21 protein-coding genes and 1 tRNA gene are annotated in these 21,871 nt (G+C 42.1%); 18 read left to right on the top strand and 4 right to left on the bottom strand.

The genetic code is table 11. The features are described 5' to 3' along the window. The first annotated feature begins 138 nt into the window (after window positions 1-138). The 9 genes from IC571_RS09265 (at window position 139) to IC571_RS09225 (ending at window position 10,524) form a co-directional block, all read left to right on the top strand. Window positions 139-861, top strand: a complete 723-nt coding sequence (locus tag IC571_RS09265) for a tetratricopeptide repeat protein (protein ID WP_215316233.1) — start codon at window positions 139-141, stop codon at window positions 859-861. A 254-nt stretch (window positions 862-1,115) separates the two neighbouring features. Further along, window positions 1,116-2,714: an FMN-binding glutamate synthase family protein gene (locus tag IC571_RS09260; protein WP_215316231.1), complete on the top strand. Its 1,599-nt coding sequence runs from the start codon at window positions 1,116-1,118 to the stop codon at window positions 2,712-2,714. Between the two features lie 79 nt (window positions 2,715-2,793). After that, window positions 2,794-4,299, top strand: coding sequence for a DUF4118 domain-containing protein (locus IC571_RS09255; protein ID WP_215316230.1), 1,506 nt, complete (start codon window positions 2,794-2,796; stop codon window positions 4,297-4,299). After that, window positions 4,296-4,982 (top strand): response regulator, encoded by a 687-nt coding sequence (locus tag IC571_RS09250; protein ID WP_215316227.1) that lies wholly within the window; start codon window positions 4,296-4,298, stop codon window positions 4,980-4,982. Before IC571_RS09255 ends, IC571_RS09250 begins: the two co-directional genes overlap by 4 nt. A 63-nt stretch (window positions 4,983-5,045) precedes the next feature. Beyond that, window positions 5,046-6,983, top strand: coding sequence for a potassium transporter Kup (locus tag IC571_RS09245; RefSeq protein ID WP_215316225.1), 1,938 nt, complete (start codon window positions 5,046-5,048; stop codon window positions 6,981-6,983). Between the two features lie 172 nt (window positions 6,984-7,155). Beyond that, entirely contained in the window at window positions 7,156-7,968 is an 813-nt protein-coding gene (locus tag IC571_RS09240; protein ID WP_215316224.1) for a YoaK family protein, read from the top strand. Window positions 7,969-8,020: 52 nt separating this feature from the next. Further along, window positions 8,021-8,419 carry an MAPEG family protein gene (locus IC571_RS09235; protein WP_215316222.1) on the top strand — a complete coding sequence of 133 codons (399 nt, stop codon included), beginning with the start codon at window positions 8,021-8,023 and terminating at the stop codon, window positions 8,417-8,419. Window positions 8,420-8,596: 177 nt separating this feature from the next. After that, the gene (locus tag IC571_RS09230) at window positions 8,597-9,268 is read left to right on the top strand and encodes a tetratricopeptide repeat protein (protein ID WP_215316220.1); all 672 of its coding nucleotides are present in this window, start codon (window positions 8,597-8,599) and stop codon (window positions 9,266-9,268) included. A gap of 74 nt (window positions 9,269-9,342) precedes the next feature. Beyond that, entirely contained in the window at window positions 9,343-10,524 is a 1,182-nt protein-coding gene (locus IC571_RS09225) for a hypothetical protein (RefSeq protein WP_215316219.1), read from the top strand. A gap of 25 nt (window positions 10,525-10,549) precedes the next feature. Here IC571_RS09225 and IC571_RS09220 read toward each other — a convergent pair whose 3' ends face one another. The 3 genes from IC571_RS09220 to IC571_RS09210 all read right to left on the bottom strand — a co-directional run bounded on the left by IC571_RS09220 (window position 10,550) and on the right by IC571_RS09210 (window position 12,107). Continuing rightward, on the bottom strand, window positions 10,550-11,143 hold the full coding sequence (locus IC571_RS09220; RefSeq protein ID WP_215316217.1) for a DNA-3-methyladenine glycosylase I: 594 nt from the start codon (window positions 11,141-11,143) through the stop codon (window positions 10,550-10,552). 259 nt (window positions 11,144-11,402) lie between these two features. Continuing rightward, window positions 11,403-11,651 (bottom strand): hypothetical protein, encoded by a 249-nt coding sequence (locus IC571_RS09215; RefSeq protein WP_215316215.1) that lies wholly within the window; start codon window positions 11,649-11,651, stop codon window positions 11,403-11,405. A gap of 51 nt (window positions 11,652-11,702) precedes the next feature. Then, complete coding sequence (locus IC571_RS09210; RefSeq protein ID WP_215316213.1) at window positions 11,703-12,107, bottom strand: hypothetical protein; 405 nt, start codon at window positions 12,105-12,107, stop codon at window positions 11,703-11,705. Between the two features lie 120 nt (window positions 12,108-12,227). Between IC571_RS09210 and IC571_RS09205 the strand changes: the two genes are divergently transcribed. From IC571_RS09205 to IC571_RS09195, 3 genes are all read left to right on the top strand, one after another. Next, window positions 12,228-13,418, top strand: a complete 1,191-nt coding sequence (locus IC571_RS09205) for an MFS transporter (protein ID WP_215316211.1) — start codon at window positions 12,228-12,230, stop codon at window positions 13,416-13,418. A gap of 189 nt (window positions 13,419-13,607) precedes the next feature. Further along, window positions 13,608-14,852 (top strand): glycosyltransferase family 2 protein, encoded by a 1,245-nt coding sequence (locus tag IC571_RS09200; protein WP_251373360.1) that lies wholly within the window; start codon window positions 13,608-13,610, stop codon window positions 14,850-14,852. Beyond that, complete coding sequence (locus tag IC571_RS09195) at window positions 14,849-15,790, top strand: hypothetical protein (RefSeq protein WP_215316208.1); 942 nt, start codon at window positions 14,849-14,851, stop codon at window positions 15,788-15,790. Before IC571_RS09200 ends, IC571_RS09195 begins: the two co-directional genes overlap by 4 nt. Window positions 15,791-15,793: 3 nt before the next feature. Here IC571_RS09195 and IC571_RS09190 read toward each other — a convergent pair whose 3' ends face one another. Further along, window positions 15,794-16,417 (bottom strand): GGDEF domain-containing protein, encoded by a 624-nt coding sequence (locus IC571_RS09190; protein WP_215316207.1) that lies wholly within the window; start codon window positions 16,415-16,417, stop codon window positions 15,794-15,796. A 301-nt stretch (window positions 16,418-16,718) separates the two neighbouring features. Here IC571_RS09190 and IC571_RS09185 point away from each other — a divergent pair, with 301 nt between their 5' ends. The 6 genes from IC571_RS09185 (at window position 16,719) to sucC (ending at window position 21,862) form a co-directional block, all read left to right on the top strand. Then, window positions 16,719-17,894 (top strand): HD domain-containing phosphohydrolase, encoded by a 1,176-nt coding sequence (locus IC571_RS09185; protein WP_215316205.1) that lies wholly within the window; start codon window positions 16,719-16,721, stop codon window positions 17,892-17,894. A 211-nt stretch (window positions 17,895-18,105) separates the two neighbouring features. Next, window positions 18,106-18,182, top strand: a tRNA-Met gene (locus IC571_RS09180). A 61-nt stretch (window positions 18,183-18,243) separates the two neighbouring features. Continuing rightward, the gene (locus IC571_RS09175; protein ID WP_215316204.1) at window positions 18,244-18,777 is read left to right on the top strand and encodes a DUF2878 domain-containing protein; all 534 of its coding nucleotides are present in this window, start codon (window positions 18,244-18,246) and stop codon (window positions 18,775-18,777) included. Between the two features lie 119 nt (window positions 18,778-18,896). Continuing rightward, the gene (gene recA, locus IC571_RS09170) at window positions 18,897-19,988 is read left to right on the top strand and encodes a recombinase RecA (protein ID WP_215316202.1); all 1,092 of its coding nucleotides are present in this window, start codon (window positions 18,897-18,899) and stop codon (window positions 19,986-19,988) included. A gap of 4 nt (window positions 19,989-19,992) precedes the next feature. Continuing rightward, a complete protein-coding gene (gene recX, locus IC571_RS09165; protein WP_215316200.1) occupies window positions 19,993-20,505 on the top strand; it encodes a recombination regulator RecX in 513 nt (170 codons plus the stop codon). Window positions 20,506-20,692: 187 nt separating this feature from the next. Further along, on the top strand, window positions 20,693-21,862 hold the full coding sequence (gene sucC / locus IC571_RS09160) for an ADP-forming succinate--CoA ligase subunit beta (RefSeq protein ID WP_215316198.1): 1,170 nt from the start codon (window positions 20,693-20,695) through the stop codon (window positions 21,860-21,862). Window positions 21,863-21,871 lie beyond the last annotated feature (9 nt).

Here is a 21,871-nt window from a genome sequence, read left to right as displayed (position 1 = left end):
TACCTTCAAAATGAATGGATTAAATGAAAACTGCCCAAAATGGGTAATTTACTTACAAATTCGACATCATCCCTTGTATTGTTTGCTTGGCGGTTTGTTATTCAGACCCTTTGGAAAGTAATTAGATAGGGCAATTTTGTGGATTTAGGATTCGAAAACACATCTAGTAGCGATAGCTATAACTTCAATCATCCCAAACTCGAGTTGGCTGTATCTAATTTGAATCGTGGTCGCTACGAAGCAGCATTTGATATCTTTTTTGATTTAGCAGTAAACGAATTGGATTCTGAGGCTCAGTTCGCTTTAACCAAAATGTGTTTTGATGGGCACTTAGATGCGGGGCAGCTCGATAAGCTTTTTGAATGGGTGAACTCAAACAGTAGTTTGGGTAATGGCTATGCTCACTTTAATGTTGGTTTAATGCATGAACGCGGTATGGGGATGATTGAGCGAAATATTCCTGTGGCAGTTGAGTATTATGAAAAAGCCATCAAAGAAGAAGTGCTTGATGCTTACTGTAATTTAGGCAATATCTATGTTGTTGGCACTGGCGAGGACCAGGGTGTTCAAAAGAGTATTTCTCGAGGTGTGGAGCTTCTTACCGTGGGTGCCAACGAAGGCAGCCGTCAGTCGGCTTATAACTTGGGCGTTCTTTATGAAAAAGGCGAATACATCAAGCAAGACCATCAAAAAGCCTTTTATTTCTTAACGCTTGCCACTCTTTTAAAGCACCAACATGCACATCGTTGTCTAATCATCATGCAGCACGCCATTAAGCAAAACTTTACCCAAGCCTTTGATGCAGCAGAGAGACAGTATCACAAGATTGAGAATCTAAGAAAGATGTATAAGGTTTTATAAAGCAATCTAATCGAAAGCTATTCGCAGTGGTAAAAGATCGTACTAATCAATTCGCTGATTAATACAGGGGTCTAAGGCCGACTGAGGTGAGCGTGTAACAGACTGTCGTTTGAAACGACAATAAGACACTACGGTGCTAAATTGAGCCTGTCATGTTTAAGTATTCTTGCTAGCGCAACTCTTCTTTAAATAATGTCTTGATGAGTGATACTATTTTGGTATCACCATAAAACCCTACCAGAGGGAGTAGACAAATGAATTACTCTAGATATTTCGCATGGCTCTCCACATTGGTATTGGCGGCCCTCTTCTTTTTTTACAGTATTCCACTGGCGATTCTTTTTAGCGCGCTATTTTTAGTGGGTCTTACAGATGTTATTCAAAATCGCCATTCTATTTTGCGCAATTACCCATTGATTGGGCATCTACGTTTTTTACTTGAATACATTCGCCCAGAAATTCGTCAATATTTCTTAGAGGATGATGAAGAAAAAATTCCCTTTTCAAGGAACCAAAGGGCGATGGTCTACAGTCGTTCTAAGAAGGTAAATGACAAAAGAGGGTTTGGCTCAACCAAATTAATGTATGGGCAAGATGGAGAGTGGTTGGGGCACTCTAATGCGCCACTGCATCCTGACCCTGTGACTTTTAGGATTCAAGTGGGCGGGCCAAGTTGTTTGCAGCCCTATTCACTTTCCATATTCAATATCTCAGCAATGAGTTTTGGAGCGCTCTCCTCAAATGCAATCAGAGCTTTAAATAAGGGTGCAAAGTTGGGTGGGTTTGCGCACGATACTGGCGAAGGATCGATATCTCCATATCACCGAGAATTTGGTGGAGACATTATTTGGGAAATTGGTTCAGGTTATTTTGGCTGTCGAAATGATGATGGAACTTTTTCTGAAGAAAAATTTGCAGCGCAAGTTGTAGATCCACAAATTAAGATGGTCGAGATCAAGCTCTCTCAAGGTGCCAAGCCAGGTCATGGTGGCGTCTTGCCCGGACCTAAGGTAACTGCTGAAATTGCCTTAACACGTGGAGTACCTATTGGTGAAGATTGCGTTTCTCCGGCTAAGCATTCGGCATTTTCTTCGCCTACAGAGTTGATGCAATTTATCGCCCGTTTACGAAAATTAAGCGGTGGCAAGCCGATTGGCTTTAAATTGTGCATTGGTCAGCCTTGGGAGTTTTTTGGAATTGCAAAGGCGATGCTGGAGACGGGTATTAGCCCTGACTTTATTGTCGTCGATGGCAGCGAAGGTGGAACTGGCGCCGCACCAGTGGAGTTTACCGATCATGTGGGCATGCCATTGCGTGAAGGCTTGCGTTTAGTACATAACACCTTGGTTGGAATTGGCAAGCGAAAAGAAATAGCCATAGGCGCTTCTGGAAAAATTATTTCTGCTTATGACATTATTAGAGCGCTTGCTTTAGGGGCAGATTGGTGTAATTCAGCCAGAGGGTTTATGTTTGCCTTAGGATGTATTCAATCAAGATCTTGTCATACCGACAAATGTCCAACAGGGGTTGCAACACAAGATCCGCTGCGACAAAAAGCCTTGGTTGTACCTGATAAGGCGGAGCGTGTTCACGCTTTTCATAAAAATACGATTACATCTCTTTCTGAGTTGATTGGTGCGGCTGGGCTCATGCATCCCAAGGAAATAACTGCTGATTACCTGATGTGCAGAGATGCTTTAGGTAGGGCAATACCGTTTTCCTCTAAATTGCCAACTGTAAGTGCAGGCGCCCTATTGAACAGGGTTGATGGTCAATCTCATTTGCCTCAGGAGTATGAGTTGTATTGGAAGAGGGCTCTAACGAATAAATTTGGATTAGCATTAGCCGATTGAATTTTAATGTACGTTTTACTGTCGTTTTAAACGACAAATGTATATGCGGTTGATATGTCAGTGAATGTATATTGAACGTATGACAAATAGAAACCCTTCGAAACGCCCAATCTTGCTTGAGGCAATGAGTATTTTTCTGGGAATGATTGGGGTAACTGCCTTATCCCATGTGGTTGATGATTATCTTGGTTTAGCGGGGGTGTCATTTCTCTATTTGATTCTTGTCATCTGGGTTTCCTACAAGAGCCAATTAGCCACCTCTATTTTTGTAGCAATAGCATCTTTTCTTCTCATTAATTTCTTTTATGTAGAGCCGAGATATACCTTTGCTATTGGAAGCATTGAGTCTTGGAGCGCATTGCTTGGATTTCTCTTGGTATCTATTGCGATTACCTCTTTGGTCCATCAGCTAAGAGGGCAAAAGGACATTGCCGAAAAAGAAACATTCAAAGCCAATCTATTGCGAGCGATTATCGAAATATTCTCAGTAGAGACGGACTCCATAGTTGCTTTACAAAAATTCTGCCTATTACTTAAAAAAGAGCTAGGGTGTGAGGTGGCGATTTTGAGATTGGACCAAATAACTAAAAATAGCGTTGAGTTGGCAAGCTCAAAACCAGGTGAGGTAAGGCTAGACTCTTGGTACCTCTCGCACGCAATTGAGTACGGTGCAATGTTGGGCCCTCATACGGGAACCCTAGAGGCAATTGATTATTGGTGCGTTCCCTTTGGAAGGTTTTACAAAAGCCATGAATTACCAGCTTTAGTGATTGAGAGGGCGCATGAGGAAGATATTGAGGTCAGTCTTATAAGGGCTATAGCTGATCAGCTGTCCGTTCACTATCAAAAACGAATAGCAGAAATTAAAGCAAAAGATGCTGGCGAGCTAGCGCATCGAGAGTCCATTCAAAAGGCGTTTTTGTCGTCTATCTCACACGACATGAGAACTCCTTTAACAACTATTATCGGTGCTAGTTCATCACTGCTGAAGCAAGGTCGACAGTTGGGGGAGGCACAATTCATAAAGCTGTTAGAGCTGATTCACTCGGAATCTGTATACCTCAATGACTCAACAGAAAATATACTGTCTTTGGTTAAGCTGGGCATGTCTGATGGCAATCACATTCGAATGGATTGGCAGTCGCCTGAAGAAATTGTTGGGGCGGTCATGTCGAGATATAGCAATAGAGAGATAAAGCCTTCCTTGGAATTAGTAATGAGGGCAAAAGATGAGCTCATCTACGGCGATCAAGCTTTAATCGTATTGGCGTTAACAAATTTAATCGAGAACGCAAGCAAAGCGCACTTAGGTAGCAACCCCATTCAGATATCAGTAGATAGAGTTGATGATCAAATTCGAATTGGCGTAATTGATGAAGGCGCTGGATTCCCTAAAGATTTTGATAAAGGATTGGCGGGGCAGCAACAGTCATATCAGCGCAATAAAAAAGGATTTGGATTGGGCTTATCTATAGTTAGGGCGGTGATGGATAAGCACGAAGGGCGATTGATTGTTGAATCTGAGTTTGGTGGCAACCAACGAACTTATGTGGGCATGGCCTTTCCTTATAGGGTAAGCGCATGATTTCAGATTACATATTAGTCGTTGAGGATGATGAGCAAATTGCTCATTTCTTAGTGGCTAGCTTGAGTGCCGCAAAACATCTTCCTAAGTTAGCTAAATCTTTAGAAGAGGCAAATAAATGCTTGGGTGAAAATACCCCAAAGCTAATGATTCTGGATTTGGGTTTGCCTGATGGTGATGGAAAAGATTTAATTCAGAAAATAAGAAAGCAATTTGATTTCCCGATTATTGTTTTATCAGCAAGGCAAGAAGAGCAGGAAAAGATTATTGCTCTGAATGAAGGCGCGGATGATTATTTGTCCAAACCTTTTAATGTAGAAGAGTTACTGGCAAGAATTAATGTTTGTCTCAGGCGCACTCTGAAGATGTCTATGCGTGATCAGCGTTATCAATACAAAGATTTGATAATTGATGTCTCTGCTGGGCTTGTAATGTGTGAAGGTAATGAGATTCATCTAAGTCCTATAGAGCACAAATTGTTGATGTTATTAGCTACAAAGCCGGGCAAGATTTTTACTCAACGCCAATTGCTTTCGGAAATCTGGGGTCCTGAATATGTGGATGACACCCATTACCTCAGAATACACATGGGTAGATTAAGAGCTAAGGTAGAAAAAGTATCTGCTGAGCCCGAGTACCTATTAACAGAGCTTGGCATAGGTTATCGCTTAGCTATTTCATAGTTGTTTATGCGATTGATACATCGCACATGATTTGATGGGATATTCAAATTACTGAGTAAGCCCATGTCTATTAGCAATCCTGAGTATTCACAATCTACTATTCTTCGCCCAATTGAGATTAAGAGCGATAATCACAATAAGGGTAGCCTACCCGCTCTAACGCTTGCTGCAATTGGTGTAGTTTTCGGAGATATTGGAACTAGTCCCTTATATGCGCTGAAAGAATGCTTTAGTCCCGAACATGGCGTTCCCTTTTCTCAGGATGCGGTATTTGGGGTGATATCGATGGTCTTTTGGGCTTTTCTGATTGTTGTCTCGCTTAAATATGTTCTGTTTGTTATGCGGGCAAACAATCATGGTGAGGGTGGCATATTAGCCTTAATGGCTTTAGCTCTCAGAACGGCTCCAGCAAACTCTAAGCGAGCATTAACCATAATGATGCTTGGTGTATTTGGTGCATGCATGTTTTATGGAGATGCTGTTATTACCCCTGCGATTTCAGTGTTATCAGCGGTTGAGGGCCTTGAAATTGTTTCTCCGCAATTCACGAAGTATGTCATTCCCATTACGCTCACCATTCTTGTTGCCTTGTTTCTGATTCAGAAAAAAGGCACGGCTTTAGTGGGTTTTTTATTTGGGCCAATTATGGTGGCTTGGTTCTTGGTTCTGGGATTAATGGGTGCATACAACGTTATTGATAACCCAAATATTTTGCTTGCGGCCAATCCAATATTTGCCGTTAATTTTTTACTTGAACACTCTCTACAGGCGTTCATAGTTTTGGGGGCGGTATTTTTGGTATTAACTGGCGCAGAGGCTCTCTATGCTGATATGGGGCACTTTGGTATTCGACCTATTCAATATGCATGGTTTTTATTAACAATGCCTTGTTTGCTCATAAATTATTTTGGGCAAGGAGCTATGCTCTTATCTAATCCAGAGGCAATATCAAACCCATTTTTTCTAATGGTGCCTGAAGCCTATACGCTTTGCCTGGTAATCCTAGCAACTATGGCCACTGTCATTGCTTCGCAGGCAGTGATTTCTGGTGCGTATTCAATGACAAGCCAAGCTATATTGTTAGGTTTTGTGCCACGCATGAAAATTGCCTATACATCAGACAAAGAGGTCGGGCAAATTTATATGCCAACAATTAACTGGATGTTATTGGCTTTAGTCATCGCCGTAGTGCTGGCTTTTAAGCAATCTAGCAACCTGGCGGCCGCCTATGGAATAGCTGTAACTACCACAATGGTAATCACCACATTGTTGGCGGCAGTAGTTATGAAAGTTGTATGGAAGTGGAATTCAATATTCGTGACGATGATTATTGGTACTTTCCTTTTGGTAGACTTTGCTTTCTTTGCGGCTAATGCTCTCAAAATAGCTGAGGGTGGATGGTTCCCATTATTGCTTGGTGCGTTGTGCTTCCTTTTGTTGATTACTTGGTACAGGGGCAGAATGTTGTTGCGTCAAAAGGCAATCGAGGGCGGCATTCCACTTGAAGCATTTATCAAGTCATTATTGGTAAGTGAACCAATTCGAGTAAATGGCACAGCAGTATTTCTAACGGCGCATGTTGACTATGTTCCTGTGGCAATGCTTCATAATCTTAAGCACAATCAAGTTCTACACAAGAGAGTCATTTTTCTCAAAATGAGCATTTGGGATGTTCCTTATGTTGAGGACAAGGATCGAATTAACTTGAAAGAGATGGGTGGTGGAGTTTATCTAGTAAGAGCAATGTATGGCTTTAAAGAGACTCCAGATATTAATCAAATTATGGAGTTGCTGACGACCCAATACGATATTAAATGTGAGCCAATGGAAACTTCCTATTTCTTGGCTCGCGATACGGTTGTTCCTTCCGCAATTCCGGGTATGGCATTGTGGAGAGAAAAGCTATTTGCTTGGATGTACCAAAATGCTGCTAAGCCATCAGATTTTTTCTCAATTCCAACAAACAGGGTGGTTGAGCTAGGGGCAAAGGTAGAGATTTAGGGTTTGCTAATGTCGTTTAAAACGACATTCTAGAACTAGAGTCAGGGATCCTGGGCCCCGGTCGATTCCGCTCGGAGCCACCAAGAAATACCAAAACCACCTTAGGGTGGTTTTTCATTTGGGGCATGTCGTTTAAAACGACAAAATTGTGAAGAGTAAAATTTATTGCTAGATGGCAATTAAATTTTTACAGCTTCTCACTAGCCCACAGCGTTCAACTAAAACCAATTTTCAATTGGGATGCCTGCTTGCGTTTGTTGCTGGAGCGGTAAATGCTGGAGGTTTTCTTGCTATTAGTCGCTACACATCACATATGAGCGGGATTATTTCTGGCATTGGCGATGACCTTGCTTTAAGTAATATTCTTGCTGTTTTAGGCGGCATCACTTTGCTCGTCTCATTCATTATGGGCTCGGCAACTACGGCAATGTTGGTGAACTGGGGGCAACGCAAACGCATCCATAGCCAATTCGCATTGCCGCTATTAGTAGAGGCATTTCTATTGCTTTGTTTTGGCCTTCTTGGAGCAAACCTTAATTTATATACATCATTGACTGTGCCCACAATTGCCTTGATGTTGTGTTTTGTTATGGGCTTACAAAATGCCATTATCACTAAAGTATCGAGAGCGGAAATTAGAACAACGCATATGACAGGTGTTGTGACTGATATTGGAATTGAGCTGGGCAAATTGTTTTATTGGAATCGATCAGAAGAAGCGAATAAAAAAGGTCATGTAAGGGCAAATAAACAGAAGCTAAAAGCACACGCTTTAATTCTTTCAATGTTCTTAATTGGGGGGATTGTTGGAGCTTTGAGTTTCAAGAAGGTTGGCTATGGCTCAGTAATTCCTCTGTCGCTTGTCCTCGTCGTCATTGCCGGCCTACAAATTTATCGGGATATAAGGGTGATTGTTAAGGGTCGAACATCCTGTGCCCTGGTCGATTCCGCCCCGGGCCAACAAGAAATACCAAAACCACCTTAGGGTGATTTTTCATTTCCCGATTAGTATTTAGGAATTCTTCTGGGAGATCTAAATGCTACTAGTCACTTCAATCATTGCCTCCGTTTTAACCATCATCTTTATAAAACTCTCTTTTGCGGTCATTGGCCTTCGAAGAAAGAACAAAGTGGGCTTAGGTAGCGGTGGTTACGAAGATCTTGAAAGGGCGATTCGTGCCCAAGGTAATTTTGCTGAATACGTTCCCTTTGGAATCATTTTGATTGCTGGCTTGGAATTAAATGGTGCGCCCTCGTGGTTAGTCGTGATTCCTGGGATAGCACTCATCATCGGTCGCTTGATTCACGCCAAAGGAATCAATGTGCCTCCGCCTGATTTCAGCAAAAGAGTGATGGGGATGAAGTTTACTTTTGGAACGCTTATTTCACTGGTGGCGTTGAACCTCGGGTGGTCGCTTTATAAGTTGTTTGTTTAGAGTCAGACATCATAGGCTCTGGTCAATTCCGCCCCGGGCCACTTAGCAACACCAATAATGGCTTGTACTCAATAGTGAAGTGCCTCGATTTGGTGCGGATGTTTTCATAAGACTACTATCCATTTTTTTAAATTCGGTTGATATAATTTCCGTAAAAATTAACCTAGAAAGTAATAAATGGCATCAATCGAATTAGGACAGAGCAATCTTGAGCGTGGCCGCAATGATGCAGCATATGAAATCTTCATGGATTTGGCCCAGAATGATTTGAATGATGACGCTCTATACGCATTAACCAAGATGTGCTGGGATGGCAAGCTTAATGCAGAGCAGTTAGCCAAGTTTTATGAATTTCAAAATTCTAGTAGCTCGCTAGGCAATGGTTATGCTCTCTTTAATGTGGGGCTGATGCATGAAAAGGGTATGGGGCTAATAAAGCAAGACTATAAGATTGCTGTGCAGTATTACGAAAAAGCCATTAAGCACGAAGTCATGGATGCGTACTGTAATCTAGGCAGTATTTTTGTTCTCGGAACCGGCATGGAGCAAGGCGTTCCGCGTAATGTTGAGCGTGGTGCTGAGCTTCTGGCTGTTGGCGCTAATGAAGGCAGTCGCCAGTGCGCTTATACACTGGGCTCTTTATACGGAAAAGGCGAGTTCATCGCCCAAGATTTAAAGAAGGCATTTTACTTTTTAACCTTAGCTGCTCTAGCAAAACACGATCAAGCCCATAGGGTATTGCATATTTTCCAAGTTACGCATAAAGGTGACTTTACAGAGCAGTTCGATGCTGCCCAGAACCAATTTTGGAAAATTGAGAATATGAGGCGTCTCTATAAGTGTATTTAATCGCCCTGGCGCGACTTATGTGGTGGGGTCAACTCAGGATAAAGAATAAAGAGTTCATAAGGTCTAAATTGCCTATGCGCTTTGCATGGCTATTGATGGGTTTGGTTTATTTTTCGATCGCAATCCCTGCTGAATCATCGCCATCTACTTTAGAAACTAAAAATTCGGCGCCTATCTTTGCGGATATAGGCTCTGACGATTCATCAATCTCGAAGGCGCATTGGGCTTTGTCTGTCGAAGCAATTTCACTCAAGAGATCAAACAGCAGCGTAAATCAGCCATTGGTGAGCACCCTTCCTGGCACGGATACTTTTGGCCAAACAGCATATAAACCTACAGCTGAGGTTTTTAATAGCAATCAATTTCAACAAGGAAGTGCTATTGGTCCAAAGTTCACCTTGGAATACTCTAGTAACTCTGACTATGGTGTTGAGTTGTCCTATTTTGGCGTTCAAAATTTGAACGCAAACAATACTATTGGACCCTCTAATCCTGGTAATTGGTATGTCATGAAGGCGCCGGGGTCCTTTTGGCAGACTCAAGACTTTGCATATCAAGGAATGAATTGGAGTTCATCAACTAGCTTATATAGTGCCGAGGCTACTGGAAAAATTAAGGCATCTGACAGCTTTAATTTTCTAGCAGGCGTTCGATGGCTACAATTAAAAGATAGCCTTATAGGGTCGGTTACCCCTGGCGATCAAAATATTCCGCTATGGAAGACTGGCGGTTGTGCTCCGCTAGGGGCGGATATCCCGCTGACAATTGCCAGTACTACCTTATCTCAAACGAATCAAGCATGCGCTTCAGGCGATGCTATCAGTGGTTACCCACCTTTTTGGACTACAAATACAAGTAATAATCTTTTTGGCTTGCAGCTTGGTGCCCAAGGAAGGCTATTTGAGATTGGCCGACTCTCATTTGGTGGATCACTAAAAGTCGGAGCATTTAATAACCAAGCCACACAAAATGATGCAGTAAGTATTACTAAAGTGATGTATTTAACAAGTGCCACAGTTAATCGAATGGCATATGCTGGAGAAGGAGTAATCCAGCTGAAATATTTGATTACAGATGACCTATCTATAAAAATGGGCTATCAAATGCTCTGGTTAAATCAGGTGGCTTTGGCGCCTGGCCAAATACCTTATGTGTATTCAGGAAGCAGCCCCACAAGCGTCAATGCAAGGGGTGTCAATACTAGTTCAAGCATCCTCTTTCAGGGTGGTACCGTAGGGCTAGAATATTTGTTCTAAATGGAAAAATTTATTGAGCGTCTAACTATTGGGTGTATGTTGCTGATTTCTTTTTCACTGCAGCGTATCGATGACAAGATATAAGATGATCATTAACCATTCCACTCGCTTGCATAAATGCATAGCATATCGTTGTGCCAACAAACTTAAATCCTGCCTGTAGGAGTGCTTTACTCATTGCATCAGATTCAAGGGATCTTGCAGGTACTTCATTCGAAGATTGGCGTTTATTTTGAATGGGCTTATTTTGTACAAAGGACCAGATAAATTCATTAAATGGCTGCCCGCTTTTTTCTAGTGCCAAATAAGCTTTGGCATTGCCTATAGTGGCAGCTACTTTTAAGCGATTGCGAACAATTCCAGGATTTGTCAATAACTCAGAAATCTTCTTATCGTCATATTTGGCAATCTTCTTTGGATCAAAGAAATTAAAAGCTTCACGATAAGATTCGCGCTTCTTAAGGACAGTTGACCAAGAAAGACCAGCTTGGGCACCCTCTAGTATCAGCAATTCAAATAGCTGCCTGCTGTCACGTAGAGGAACACCCCATTCGGTATCGTGATACTGGCGGTACAAATCAAAACCCTCGCACCACGGGCAACGTATTAATGATTTCATATCATGATTTTACTGTTTTAGGTCAATCGTTAATGTATAGCACTTTGCTTCCACTTTAAGTCCTGGTGGACCCACCAGAAAAGCAAACCCTCATCAGCAATAGTGGGGGTTTTGTCTTTTGAGCGTTACTTAAAGTAACGTTTGGATAATCCTAGGTTGTTCAGTGCGAATTAAGTATCTTAGATCCCGGTCGATTCCGCCCCGGGCCACCAAGAAATACCAATACCACCTTCTGGTGGTTTTTTCATTTGTGGATTACTCAGTCAAAATTCGGTGCGGCAATAAATTTCACTACCCAGTTATCACTTACCGCAGTCACGCCTTTACCAACCCCAAAGTTAAAAGTTGATTTTTTATATTTGGCATCCATCACAAGGTAGACTGTATTGGGTTGTTGTGTGACGCTGAATAAGCCTTTGATGGGTAGGTTATCAGCGTAGTACTCCATACCAACATCAACGGTATTGTTTAGCCCGTAAGAAATTTTGGCTGAAGGTGAAAATGTCACAGTACTATTTTTATTGAGAGTCACATCCACACTGGAATTAATGGTAAATCGCTAGTCTTGTAGTTGAAGAGCAAGGATTGGTGTTAATTCATAAAAAGTAGTTTCTGTGCCACCTACATCTTTGATGTAATTAATTTCATTCTTAACACCGTAATGCCATAAACCTTCTTCATCGTGAGTGGGGATGTACATATGACTTACTTTACCGCCATTGACATAGCTTGCGCCGTTGTAGTTGCTCAGATAGAGATTGACTCCAGCTTCACTTCTCTCGGTAATCCCATAGCCATATTCAAGACGGGTTTGAAAAACATCACTTTTAAGTCCTTGCGAGGCGGGAGCTTGAAAAAGATTAGTTTCAATTTCGTAGGCTGAATGCTGGTAATCAGCAATTAGTTCATCGTGAACCTTAATTTCAAAGGGAGTCGCAATAGATGGATCACAAATAATGCTCAAAAGAAAAAAGGGTGCAAGCTTAAGGGAGATTGTGCGGCGAAATACAAGTATATCGGCACTATAAAGGACTCATATGAAATGTCGTTTAAAACGACAAAATAAGAGTAAATTGAGTTTGTAATGTTTAAAAGTATCCTCTCTCTTCCTCGAACCGTGTGGCTCATCGGGCTCATTAGTTTAGTCAATGACTCGGCTAGTGAAATGCTTTACCCCTTAATGCCTTTGTACCTAGCATCAGTCTTAATGGCGGGGCCAAAGGCGCTGGGCATTATTGAAGGGATTGCTGAGGCTACTTCGAGCATCTTTAAGTTAGTTTCAGGCGTAATCGTAGATCGCACTAAAAAGGCAAAGCCATGGATTGTGCTGGGTTATTCACTTGCCGGCATTGGTAGACCCCTAATAGCAATCGCCAATTCCTGGTTATGGGTTTTGGCAATTCGTTTTACAGATCGTATGGGTAAGGGCCTTCGTAGTTCGCCTCGAGACGCCTTATTGGCCGAGAGCGTCAATGAAAATCAAAGAGGCATTACCTTTGGACTTCATCGCTCTATGGATAATGCTGGCGCAGTTATTGGCCCTCTATTAGCCGCGTTATTTCTATCTATGGGTGTACCACTCAGAGATATTTTTCTATGGGCGATTGTGCCGGCAATCGTCACCATTGCTCTTGCCTTGTGTATTAAAGAGCCCCACAAAGAGGCTGTTCCACAAGCGAGTAAATTTAGTTGGTCTCTAGAAGGTATGCCTGATCAATTTAAAAGATATCTTGTTGTAGCCGGTATCTTTGCCTTAGCTAACTCATCAGATATGTTCTTGTTGTTAAGAGCAAGAGAGGCTGGGGTACCTCAAGAAGACATTCCTTTGTTATGGGCGGCCATCTCTCTCATCACAACTGTATTTGGAACGCCTTTATCGGCATTATCCGATCGATTTGGTCGCAAGAGATTTATTTTGATTGCGTGGATTGCTTTTGCTTTTTTTTACATCGCCATGGGTATGCCCAGTATTTCGATATTCCAAATATTTGCCCTATTTGCGGTCTATGGATTATTCAAAGCCGCAACAGAAGGAGTGGAGAAAGCATTGGTAGCCGACATGGCTCCTAAAGGTCTGGCGGGGACGGCATTTGGTTGGTTCAATTTAGTCACCGGACTGATGCTGTTTCCAGCCTCGTTTATCTTTGGTTGGATTTATGAGGCGATTGCGCCTTTATATGCTTTCCTATTTTCAGGCGGCTGTGCGCTTGTAGCGTTTATGTTGATGGCGTTTTGGGTTGATGGAAAAAAGCACATTAAGTCGAATTCAATCTAGTCTTGATCTAGAAATCGATGTTGTGCGCTCTATTTGTCCAATGTTTACTGGGCTGAAAGTTCTCTGGCTACAGAAATGGTCGTATTTGATAGGCGTAGAATGGAAAATTAACCTAAATATATTGGCAATTCAATGTACACATCAGTAAGACTTAAATTTGCAATTGCCTTAATTTTTTCATTGAGTTGGATGGGATTATCAATTTGGCTTTCTCTGCCTTGGTACTCTGATCTGGCGGCTCAAATTGGGAAAATATTTGCATGTTTTCTGATTACGATGATCGCAATTGTTCCAGGCTTCATGAATGCATTTGTTTTTATTTCTCTGCTTCTGGATAAGCGCCCGCCAGTAATTGCTGATCAGCGTTATATACCAGTAACTGTATTAATGGCCGCTTATAACGAGGTTAATTCGATTGAAGATACTCTGGCGAGCTTAATCAAGCAAGAATATCCAGATAAGATAAAAATCATCGTAATAAGTGATGGCTCAATAGATGGAACTGTTGATAAAGTCCGCAGCATTGCTGCAAATAACCCAAATATCGAATTAATTGATTTGCAAGAAAACGTAGGAAAAGCCGCTGCGCTCAATCATGGTCTGAGTCATGTAACTACTGATGTAGTTATTACGATTGATGCTGACGGCTACGTGTTCAAAGATGGAATCCGAAATCTTGTTGGGCGGTATTTGTCTGATCCTGTTGATACAAAAGCTGTTGCCGGTGAAATACTGATACGAAACTCTCGTGAAAATTGGATCACAAAAGCTCAAGAATGGGATTATTTTTTAGGTATTGCTAGCGTTAAAAGAATTCAATCTTTATTTCAGGGTACCTTGGTAGCTCAAGGCGCCTTTTCTCTCTATGACAGAAAGACCTTATTAGAGCTTGGCGGTTGGCCGGAGATGGTAGGCGAAGATATTGTATTGACCTGGAAAATGCTTAATCGTGGTTATCGGATTGGTCACGCTGAAGACGCTCTTGCATTTACTGATTGCCCCAACACTCTTAAGAAATTTGTAAGACAACGACAGCGTTGGTCTAGGGGGTTGATTGAGGCTTTTAAAGAAAACCCATTGTTGCTGTTTAAGCCACGATTGGCTACTTTGTATATTTGGTGGAACACCATGTTTCCATTAATGGATATTGCTTACACCTTTGGATTTATCCCAGGCTTAGTTTTGGCATGCTTTGGAATCTATTGGATAGTTGGTCCCATGACCTTGTTCTTGCTACCAATGGCTGCATTATTAAATTGGCTCATGTACACCAGAGGCAAAAAGATGTTTGAGAGTGAACATCTTCATATTCGATCTAATTGGTTTGGATTTGTATTTTATGTATTTGCCTACGGCCTAATACTCCAGCCTGCATGTGTGTATGGCTACTTTTCTGAATTTTTTAATCTTAAAAAATCATGGGGTACGAAATGAGTAATGCCCTAAAAGGATTTATCTACTTTTTGTTTAGCGTGGCAAGTGGAAATGTCCTTGCGCAACAAAGCCCCCCAACGCAGGCGATATCCATTCCTAACGCATATATAGCATCAGATAGCGAGGGATTTTCGACCTATAAATATCGCGCTGGCTACATGCCTTTGTATAGTAATGGTGAAAAATATACTGGCATTAACTATCAACATAATTACTTTACGCAAGGGTCTTGGGATTCGTCAGCCGAGGTCTATACATTGCTAACTAAAGCGATTAACCCTAGAAATGGACTGGGTTATAACGCAAATATTAGCTATAACATTGAAAATGGTCATAAATTAATTGCGACAGATAGTTCATATAGTCTGCAGGCAACCGATACGACAATTGTTGAAGCTTTATTAAGTCGAGATCGGGTGGAGACGCAAAATTCACTAAACAATGGGATTTATTACACTTTTCCAGCCATTAGCGTTGAGCAAAAAATTATTGATCGTCTGTCGGTGGTGCTGATGGGTGGGAATATGTATTTCTCAGATACTAATACAAGGCCAACAGCTAAAGCAAAATTAATCTATGACTTGGTGCCTGAGTATGGACTCACGGCGCAATTACGATATCGCCAATATCGTGATACGAATACTGCAGTCCCAAACAATTATTTCAACCCATCAGAATATAGTGAAACCATGATTGCTTTTGGTTTTAGAAGGCATTTCGAGGGTTGGATGTTTAATGGCACGGCTGGGGTGGGGCGACAAACCGTTAATCAGGATCCAAGCACTACGACTCAGCTCTATGAGTTGGCGGCTACAAGTCCTGTAGCATCAAATGACTACTACTTTAAAACTCGAGCAGGTTATGGAAAATCAGCAGGATTTTTGGGCCCCAATTACTTTTACCGTTATTTCATGGAAGAGTTATTGATTCCGTTTTAATTCTTAAAGCGATATTTGATTTCTGCCGTTATTTTTTGCTTTATACATTGCCTTATCAGCCTGCTTAATAAGCGCTTTGCCAAGATCATCAATATTAGCGTTTGACTCTGCTAACTCAGCTACGCATATGCCAACGCTAATGGTTAACTTAATTGGTTTAGCGCTCGATTGGCTATAGCCGTCTTTTCTCTCTACCTGTTCTCTAATGCGGTCAGCAATTATCCTGGCTTGCTGCTCGTCAGTATCTGGAAGAATAATAACGAATTCTTCCCCACCTACTCGCCCAAAGTGATCATTACTACGCAGCAGACTTTTTATAAAAGCAGCTAATGAATGAAGTACTTCATCGCCAATATTATGGCCATGTTGATCATTGATTATCTTAAAGTGGTCAATATCAAGCTCAAGAACAGCAAAAGATTTTTTTGTTCTCAGGGACCTCTTAATTTCATTTGATAATTGGTATAAAGTTTCTGTACGACTTAAGCAATTGGTTAAAGGATCAAATTGAGAGAGGATCGAAAGTAATTGATTATCAGCGTTCACTTGAGACATCAACTTGTGAATGCCAATAGTGCCAATCAAAAGCGAGACGGAGATTGGTAAAGAAAGTACAGCATCTGTCATATTGAAATGATTAGTTTCTAGTATGGCAAAAAGAGGGCTAATTCTTCGCCCTAACATTAGAGTTAAGCCAAGGCATAAGAAAAGCCATCCCCACCTGTACCTTGTTGGCGATTTGATTGCTAGCAAAAACGAGAAGAAAGCCGTTCCTGCTTGCGTTAAAAAGGACAGAAAATACAAAATTAGAGCGAATATGATCATAAAAAATCAATAAACGATTTATTTAATTCAATTTCGCACAGTAGACTTTAATCGTCAATGCAAATATCTGATATTGGGTAAATTTATCGGCTAATATTGAACGATGAATGATCATCAGCTAGTAAAACAAGTTTGGGCCTTAGCAGCTTATTCAAATGCAATTAAAGTTTTGCTTAGGGCAAAAACACAGCTAGAGCTAGTGCAGGGTGTTTGTGAAGGAATTACAAATCAATTTCCTTACGTAGTTTCTTGGGTAGGATTGATTAAGGAAAATCACACTAAGGATCTACTAGTTGCAGGCGTGTCTGGTACTGCTAGTGCTTACGCTGATGGAATTGTTGTGAGCTGGGATGAGAATGTGCCCAGTGGTAAAGGTCCTTTAGGTGCCGCAATCCGAACTCAAAAACCGTCGATAGTTCATGATTGTGATGTTGACCCAAATTTTTTGCCCTGGAGAGATCGAGCACAAAAATTTGGAATTAAAAGCTGTGTTGCCGTTCCGTTGCAAACAGGGAAAAAAGTGCTTGGTGGCTTAGTTGTCTATGCAAGTATTGCTAATGCATTTTCATTGCCTGAAATCCATTTATTTGAAGGTCTTGCAGATGAAATTGCTTTTGGCATAGATGGTTTACAAAATCAAGCAATCATAGAGCAAGATAAGTTGCGCCAAGAAGAGTCTCAAAAACGACTGATTAATTCATTGGGGTCAATGGTCAGTGCAATGTCTACAACTATGGAATTACGCGATCCATATACTGCAGGACATCAATATCGTGTAGCCGTCATTTCAGAAGCTATCGCCAAGGAGATGGGCTGTACTTCAGATCAAATTCATGGATTGAAATTAGCCGCTTTAGTTCATGACATTGGAAAAATATCTATTCCTGCAGAAATATTGATGAAACCCGTTGCGCTGACTGACCATGAACATGCTATTTTAAGAGACCATGTCAATAATGGATATAAGGTGCTTAAGGAAGTTCCTTTTGTATGGCCAATCGCCGAGATAGTCAGGCAGCATCATGAGAGGATTGACGGCTCTGGTTACCCGCTGGGGCTAAAAGGCGATCAAATATTACTAGAGTCAAAGATACTCGCTGTTGCTGACACGCTAGAATCAATGTCATCGTTTAGGCCGTATCGCCCTGCATTGGGTATTGATAAAGCAATGGAATTAATATTAAGTGAGTCAGGAAAAAAACTTGAGGTTGCGCCTGTTATGGCCGCGAAGAAGCTTTATGAGAAAGGCTTATTACAGAAATTAGTTAATCATAGGTAGTTTTATTAGGTTGGAGTTGAAAAATATCATTAATTCTCGGACTGGTAATTTATCTAACCACCCGCAAACCTTGATGTCGTTTAAAACGACAAACTTTGTGCGCAAGGTGTGTACCGTGGATTTACCGTGAAAACACCATTTTTCAAGGGAAGAAGAGTTTAGGGTGGTTCGGCTGGCTCTTGAGGCGATTTGACCTTATAATCACGAGTTCGGCGAATTAGCTCAGCTGGTTAGAGCGACGGAATCATAATCCGCAGGTCCGGGGTTCAAATCCCTGATTCGCCACCAAATCTAAAAGCCATTGCCCGGCGGCAGTGGCTTTTTTCTTAGGGTAGCTCGGTGTTTGGGTATGGCTAAATTTTGGAACTTTGTCTTTTTTCAGCTTGGGTGGTTTGCTTGCGTTTTGGGCGCGGCTAATCAACAAGTCTTTTGGGCGGTTCTCGTTACTTTGGGCTATATAGCTTTTCATATCTGGTGCCTGGATGAGCCTAAGGAGTCGCTGCGCCTGTTAAGTAAAGCATTGTTGTACGGCATTGTTGCCGACAGTCTCTTAGTGCAACTTGGATGTTTGAATTTCCAGGACTCCTGGCCAACAAGCCAACTTTCTCCAATCTGGATGTGGGTTTTATGGGTTTTGGTAGCCACTACCATTAATGGCTCGCTTTCTTGGCTTCGGGGTAGACCTATTTTGGGTGCAGTTTTGGGAGGTATTTGCGGTTCAATGTCTTACGAGGCTGGCATTCGGATGGGGGCTGGATCTTGGGGTTCTGGTGGCCAAACTCTCGGTTTGATACTGGTCGGGATGGTCTGGGCACTCGCTATTCCACTCTTTTTCTATTGGGATCGGACCCCAATAGAACATGGATTAGTGGGAAATCCGTAAATTCTTTAAAAAAGTCGCTTGCAAAGAATACTGTTTTTATATACAGTGACTCCTAAGTTGTTGGAAAGTAGATAAAACTTCGGGAAATAGCCCAATACAAAGCGAAAAAGGAATAAAAAATGGCCTTGGATGATAAAAGAAAGTCAGCCTCCTCAGAATTTGAGGGAATGAGTGGAGATAAGCAAAAGGCGTTAACAGCAGCTTTAGCGCAAATTGAAAAGCAATTTGGCAAGGGCTCAATCATGAGATTGGGTGACGCTGAAATCAGTCAAGATATTCAGGTCGTATCCAGCGGTTCATTAGGGTTGGATATCGCACTTGGCGTCGGTGGTCTTGCACGTGGTCGCGTAATTGAAATTTATGGTCCTGAGTCATCCGGTAAAACCACTTTAACTTTGCATGCGATTGCAGAAATGCAAAAGCTTGGTGGTACCTGCGCATTTATTGATGCTGAACATGCGTTAGATGTTCAGTACGCCGGGAAACTGGGTGTTGATGTAAACAATCTGCTGATTTCTCAACCAGATACTGGTGAGCAAGCTTTGGAAATTGCAGATGCATTAGTCCGCTCTGGTTCAATCGATTTGATCGTGGTTGACTCAGTTGCCGCATTGGTTCCAAAGGCTGAAATTGAAGGCGACATGGGCGATTCATTGCCAGGTTTGCAGGCGCGTTTGATGAGCCAAGCCCTACGCAAATTGACTGGCGCCATTAAGCGTACTAATACAACGGTCATCTTCATCAACCAAATTCGTATGAAGATTGGTGTGATGTTTGGCTCTCCAGAAACAACTACTGGCGGTAACGCTTTGAAGTTCTATGCTTCTATGCGTTTAGATATTCGCCGCATCGGTAGCATCAAAAAGGGCGATGAAGTTGTTGGCAATGAAACCCGCGTGAAAGTCGTGAAGAATAAGGTTTCCCCGCCATTCCGTGAAGCCATTTTTGACATTATGTATGGCGCTGGTATTTCAAGAGAGGGTGAAATTATTGATATGGGCGTAGAAGCTGATCTCGTTGAAAAATCTGGTTCTTGGTACAGCTACAACGGCGATCGCATTGGGCAAGGTAAAGACAATGTGCGTGAATTCTTGAAAGAGAATCCAGAAATCGCTAAAGACATCGAAGCAAAAATTCGCGAGAAATTAGGTGTTAAAGCGGGATCTGCTGTAGTGACGGATGTGCTAAGTGAGGAAGAGGAAGTCGAATAACTCGATGTCAGAAGTCAGTAGCAAAAAGCAAAAACAAAGCCCGAGTCTCAAAGCTCGGGCTTTGCGTCTTTTATCGTTGCGAGAATATAGTCGCAAGAGTTTGGCGGCAAAGCTCGCTGAGTCAGAGGCACGATGGGCAAAGTTGACTGAGGTCGAGCCAAATCCACAGGCTAGTGCTTCGAGTATTGAGGCGGTTCTCGATGATTTTGAGGCTCGAGGCTGGCTATCAGATGAGCGTTTTGCAGAGGCATTGGTTCGGCGCCGTAGCGAGCGATACGGTACCCGGAAAATTCAGGAAGAGCTCCAACGAGCAGGTGTAGATGGCAAGCAGTCTGCCAAACTTCTGGCGGATTTAAAAGGGTCCGAGTTTGAGCGTGCTTATGGGCTTTGGTCGAAAAAATATGGCACAAAAGCGCAAGACCAGAAAGAGCGAGCAAGGCAATATCGCTTCTTGGCTAGCAAGGGGTTTGGCCTGGAAGTGGTGGCAAAGATTGTTGGTGGCCAAACGCCTGATTAGGGCAATTACGGATCAGAAAACCCTATTTGCGGCATTGCAACATGATAGACTTAGGAAGTCGGTCAAGCCCTTCGCATTTATTCAAAAATTGGCTAATTTAGCTATTTCCAGAGTAAGTATGGGATTTTGGCGACATTGTTTTTAAATCCTCATCGCTTGCTAAAAAAGATACCGTTTCGGAGTCATTATGAAAATTCATGAGTACCAAGGCAAAGAACTTCTGCGCCAATTTAATGTGCCTGTTCCAAACGGCATTCCTGCATTTAGTGTGGATGAGGCAATAAAAGCCGCAGAAAAACTGGGTGGACCTGTATGGGTTGTGAAAGCCCAAATTCATGCTGGTGGACGCGGTAAGGGTGGTGGCGTGAAGTTGGCTAAGAGCATGGATGAAGTGAAGAAATACGCTTCTGAAATCTTGGGAATGCAACTCAAGACACACCAAACTGGCCCAGAAGGTCAGAAAGTAAATCGCCTCCTGATCGAAGATGGCGCAGATATTAAAAAAGAGTATTACTTCAGTATCGTTACAGACCGTGCGACACAAAAGAATGTGATCATGGCTTCTAGCGAAGGCGGAATGGATATTGAAGAAGTAGCTGAGTCACATCCTGAAAAAATTATTAAGGTGTTTGTTGATCCATTGATTGGATTAACCGATGCGGATTGCGACATTGTGGCTAAAGGAATCGGCGTTCCTGAAGCCTCCATTCCAATGGCTCGCGATGTATTTAAGAATTTGTACAAGACCTATTGGGATACAGATGCCTCTTTGGTTGAAATCAACCCATTAATTCTTGAGGGCAATGGCAAGATCAAGGCTTTGGATGCTAAGTTCAACTTTGATCCAAACGCATTGTTCCGTCATCCAGAAATCGTGGCCTATCGCGATATTGATGAAGAAGATGCTGCTGAAATTGAAGCATCTAAATTTGACCTTGCTTACATTTCATTAGATGGCAATATTGGCTGCCTAGTAAACGGTGCTGGTTTGGCAATGGCAACGATGGACACGATTAAGTTGTTCGGTGGCGAGCCTGCCAACTTCTTGGACGTTGGCGGTGGCGCTACTGCAGAGAAGGTTACTGAAGCATTCAAGATCATGTTGAAAAATAAGAGTGTTGAAGCGATTTTGGTCAACATCTTTGGCGGGATTATGCGTTGCGATGTGATTGCTGATGGTGTTGTTACTGCATGTAAAGCAGTAAACCTCACAGTACCTTTGGTGGTGCGCATGAAGGGTACAAACGAAGAGCTAGGTAAGAAGATTCTTGCAGATTCAGGTTTGCCAATCATTAGCGCTGACTCCATGGCCGAAGCCGCTACTAAGGTAGTCGCTGCTGTTGCTAAAAACAAATAATCCAGGAAT

The sequence above is a fragment of the Polynucleobacter sp. MWH-UH2A genome, assembly GCF_018687195.1.
Classification (GTDB): domain Bacteria; phylum Pseudomonadota; class Gammaproteobacteria; order Burkholderiales; family Burkholderiaceae; genus Polynucleobacter.
This window is presented reverse-complemented; position numbering and strand designations above follow the sequence as displayed.

Bases quoted from the DNA above. Each gene is read 5' to 3' on its own strand.
- IC571_RS09245 (WP_215316225.1), top strand. From the start codon at position 5,046: ATGTCTATTAGCAATCCTGAGTATTCACAATCTACTATTCTTCGCCCA.
- IC571_RS09225 (WP_215316219.1), top strand. From the start codon at position 9,343: ATGCGCTTTGCATGGCTATTGATGGGTTTGGTTTATTTTTCGATCGCA.
- IC571_RS09200 (WP_251373360.1), top strand. From the start codon at position 13,608: ATGGGATTATCAATTTGGCTTTCTCTGCCTTGGTACTCTGATCTGGCG.
- IC571_RS09185 (WP_215316205.1), top strand. From the start codon at position 16,719: ATGAATGATCATCAGCTAGTAAAACAAGTTTGGGCCTTAGCAGCTTAT.
- IC571_RS09260 (WP_215316231.1), top strand. From the start codon at position 1,116: ATGAATTACTCTAGATATTTCGCATGGCTCTCCACATTGGTATTGGCG.
- IC571_RS09205 (WP_215316211.1), top strand. From the start codon at position 12,228: ATGTTTAAAAGTATCCTCTCTCTTCCTCGAACCGTGTGGCTCATCGGG.
- IC571_RS09235 (WP_215316222.1), top strand. From the start codon at position 8,021: ATGCTACTAGTCACTTCAATCATTGCCTCCGTTTTAACCATCATCTTT.
- recA (WP_215316202.1), top strand. From the start codon at position 18,897: ATGGCCTTGGATGATAAAAGAAAGTCAGCCTCCTCAGAATTTGAGGGA.
- recX (WP_215316200.1), top strand. From the start codon at position 19,993: ATGTCAGAAGTCAGTAGCAAAAAGCAAAAACAAAGCCCGAGTCTCAAA.
- IC571_RS09250 (WP_215316227.1), top strand. From the start codon at position 4,296: ATGATTTCAGATTACATATTAGTCGTTGAGGATGATGAGCAAATTGCT.
- IC571_RS09255 (WP_215316230.1), top strand. From the start codon at position 2,794: ATGACAAATAGAAACCCTTCGAAACGCCCAATCTTGCTTGAGGCAATG.
- IC571_RS09195 (WP_215316208.1), top strand. From the start codon at position 14,849: ATGAGTAATGCCCTAAAAGGATTTATCTACTTTTTGTTTAGCGTGGCA.
- IC571_RS09175 (WP_215316204.1), top strand. From the start codon at position 18,244: ATGGCTAAATTTTGGAACTTTGTCTTTTTTCAGCTTGGGTGGTTTGCT.
- IC571_RS09220 (WP_215316217.1), bottom strand. From the start codon at position 11,143: ATGAAATCATTAATACGTTGCCCGTGGTGCGAGGGTTTTGATTTGTAC.
- sucC (WP_215316198.1), top strand. From the start codon at position 20,693: ATGAAAATTCATGAGTACCAAGGCAAAGAACTTCTGCGCCAATTTAAT.
- IC571_RS09240 (WP_215316224.1), top strand. From the start codon at position 7,156: ATGGCAATTAAATTTTTACAGCTTCTCACTAGCCCACAGCGTTCAACT.
- IC571_RS09230 (WP_215316220.1), top strand. From the start codon at position 8,597: ATGGCATCAATCGAATTAGGACAGAGCAATCTTGAGCGTGGCCGCAAT.
- IC571_RS09190 (WP_215316207.1), bottom strand. From the start codon at position 16,417: ATGACAGATGCTGTACTTTCTTTACCAATCTCCGTCTCGCTTTTGATT.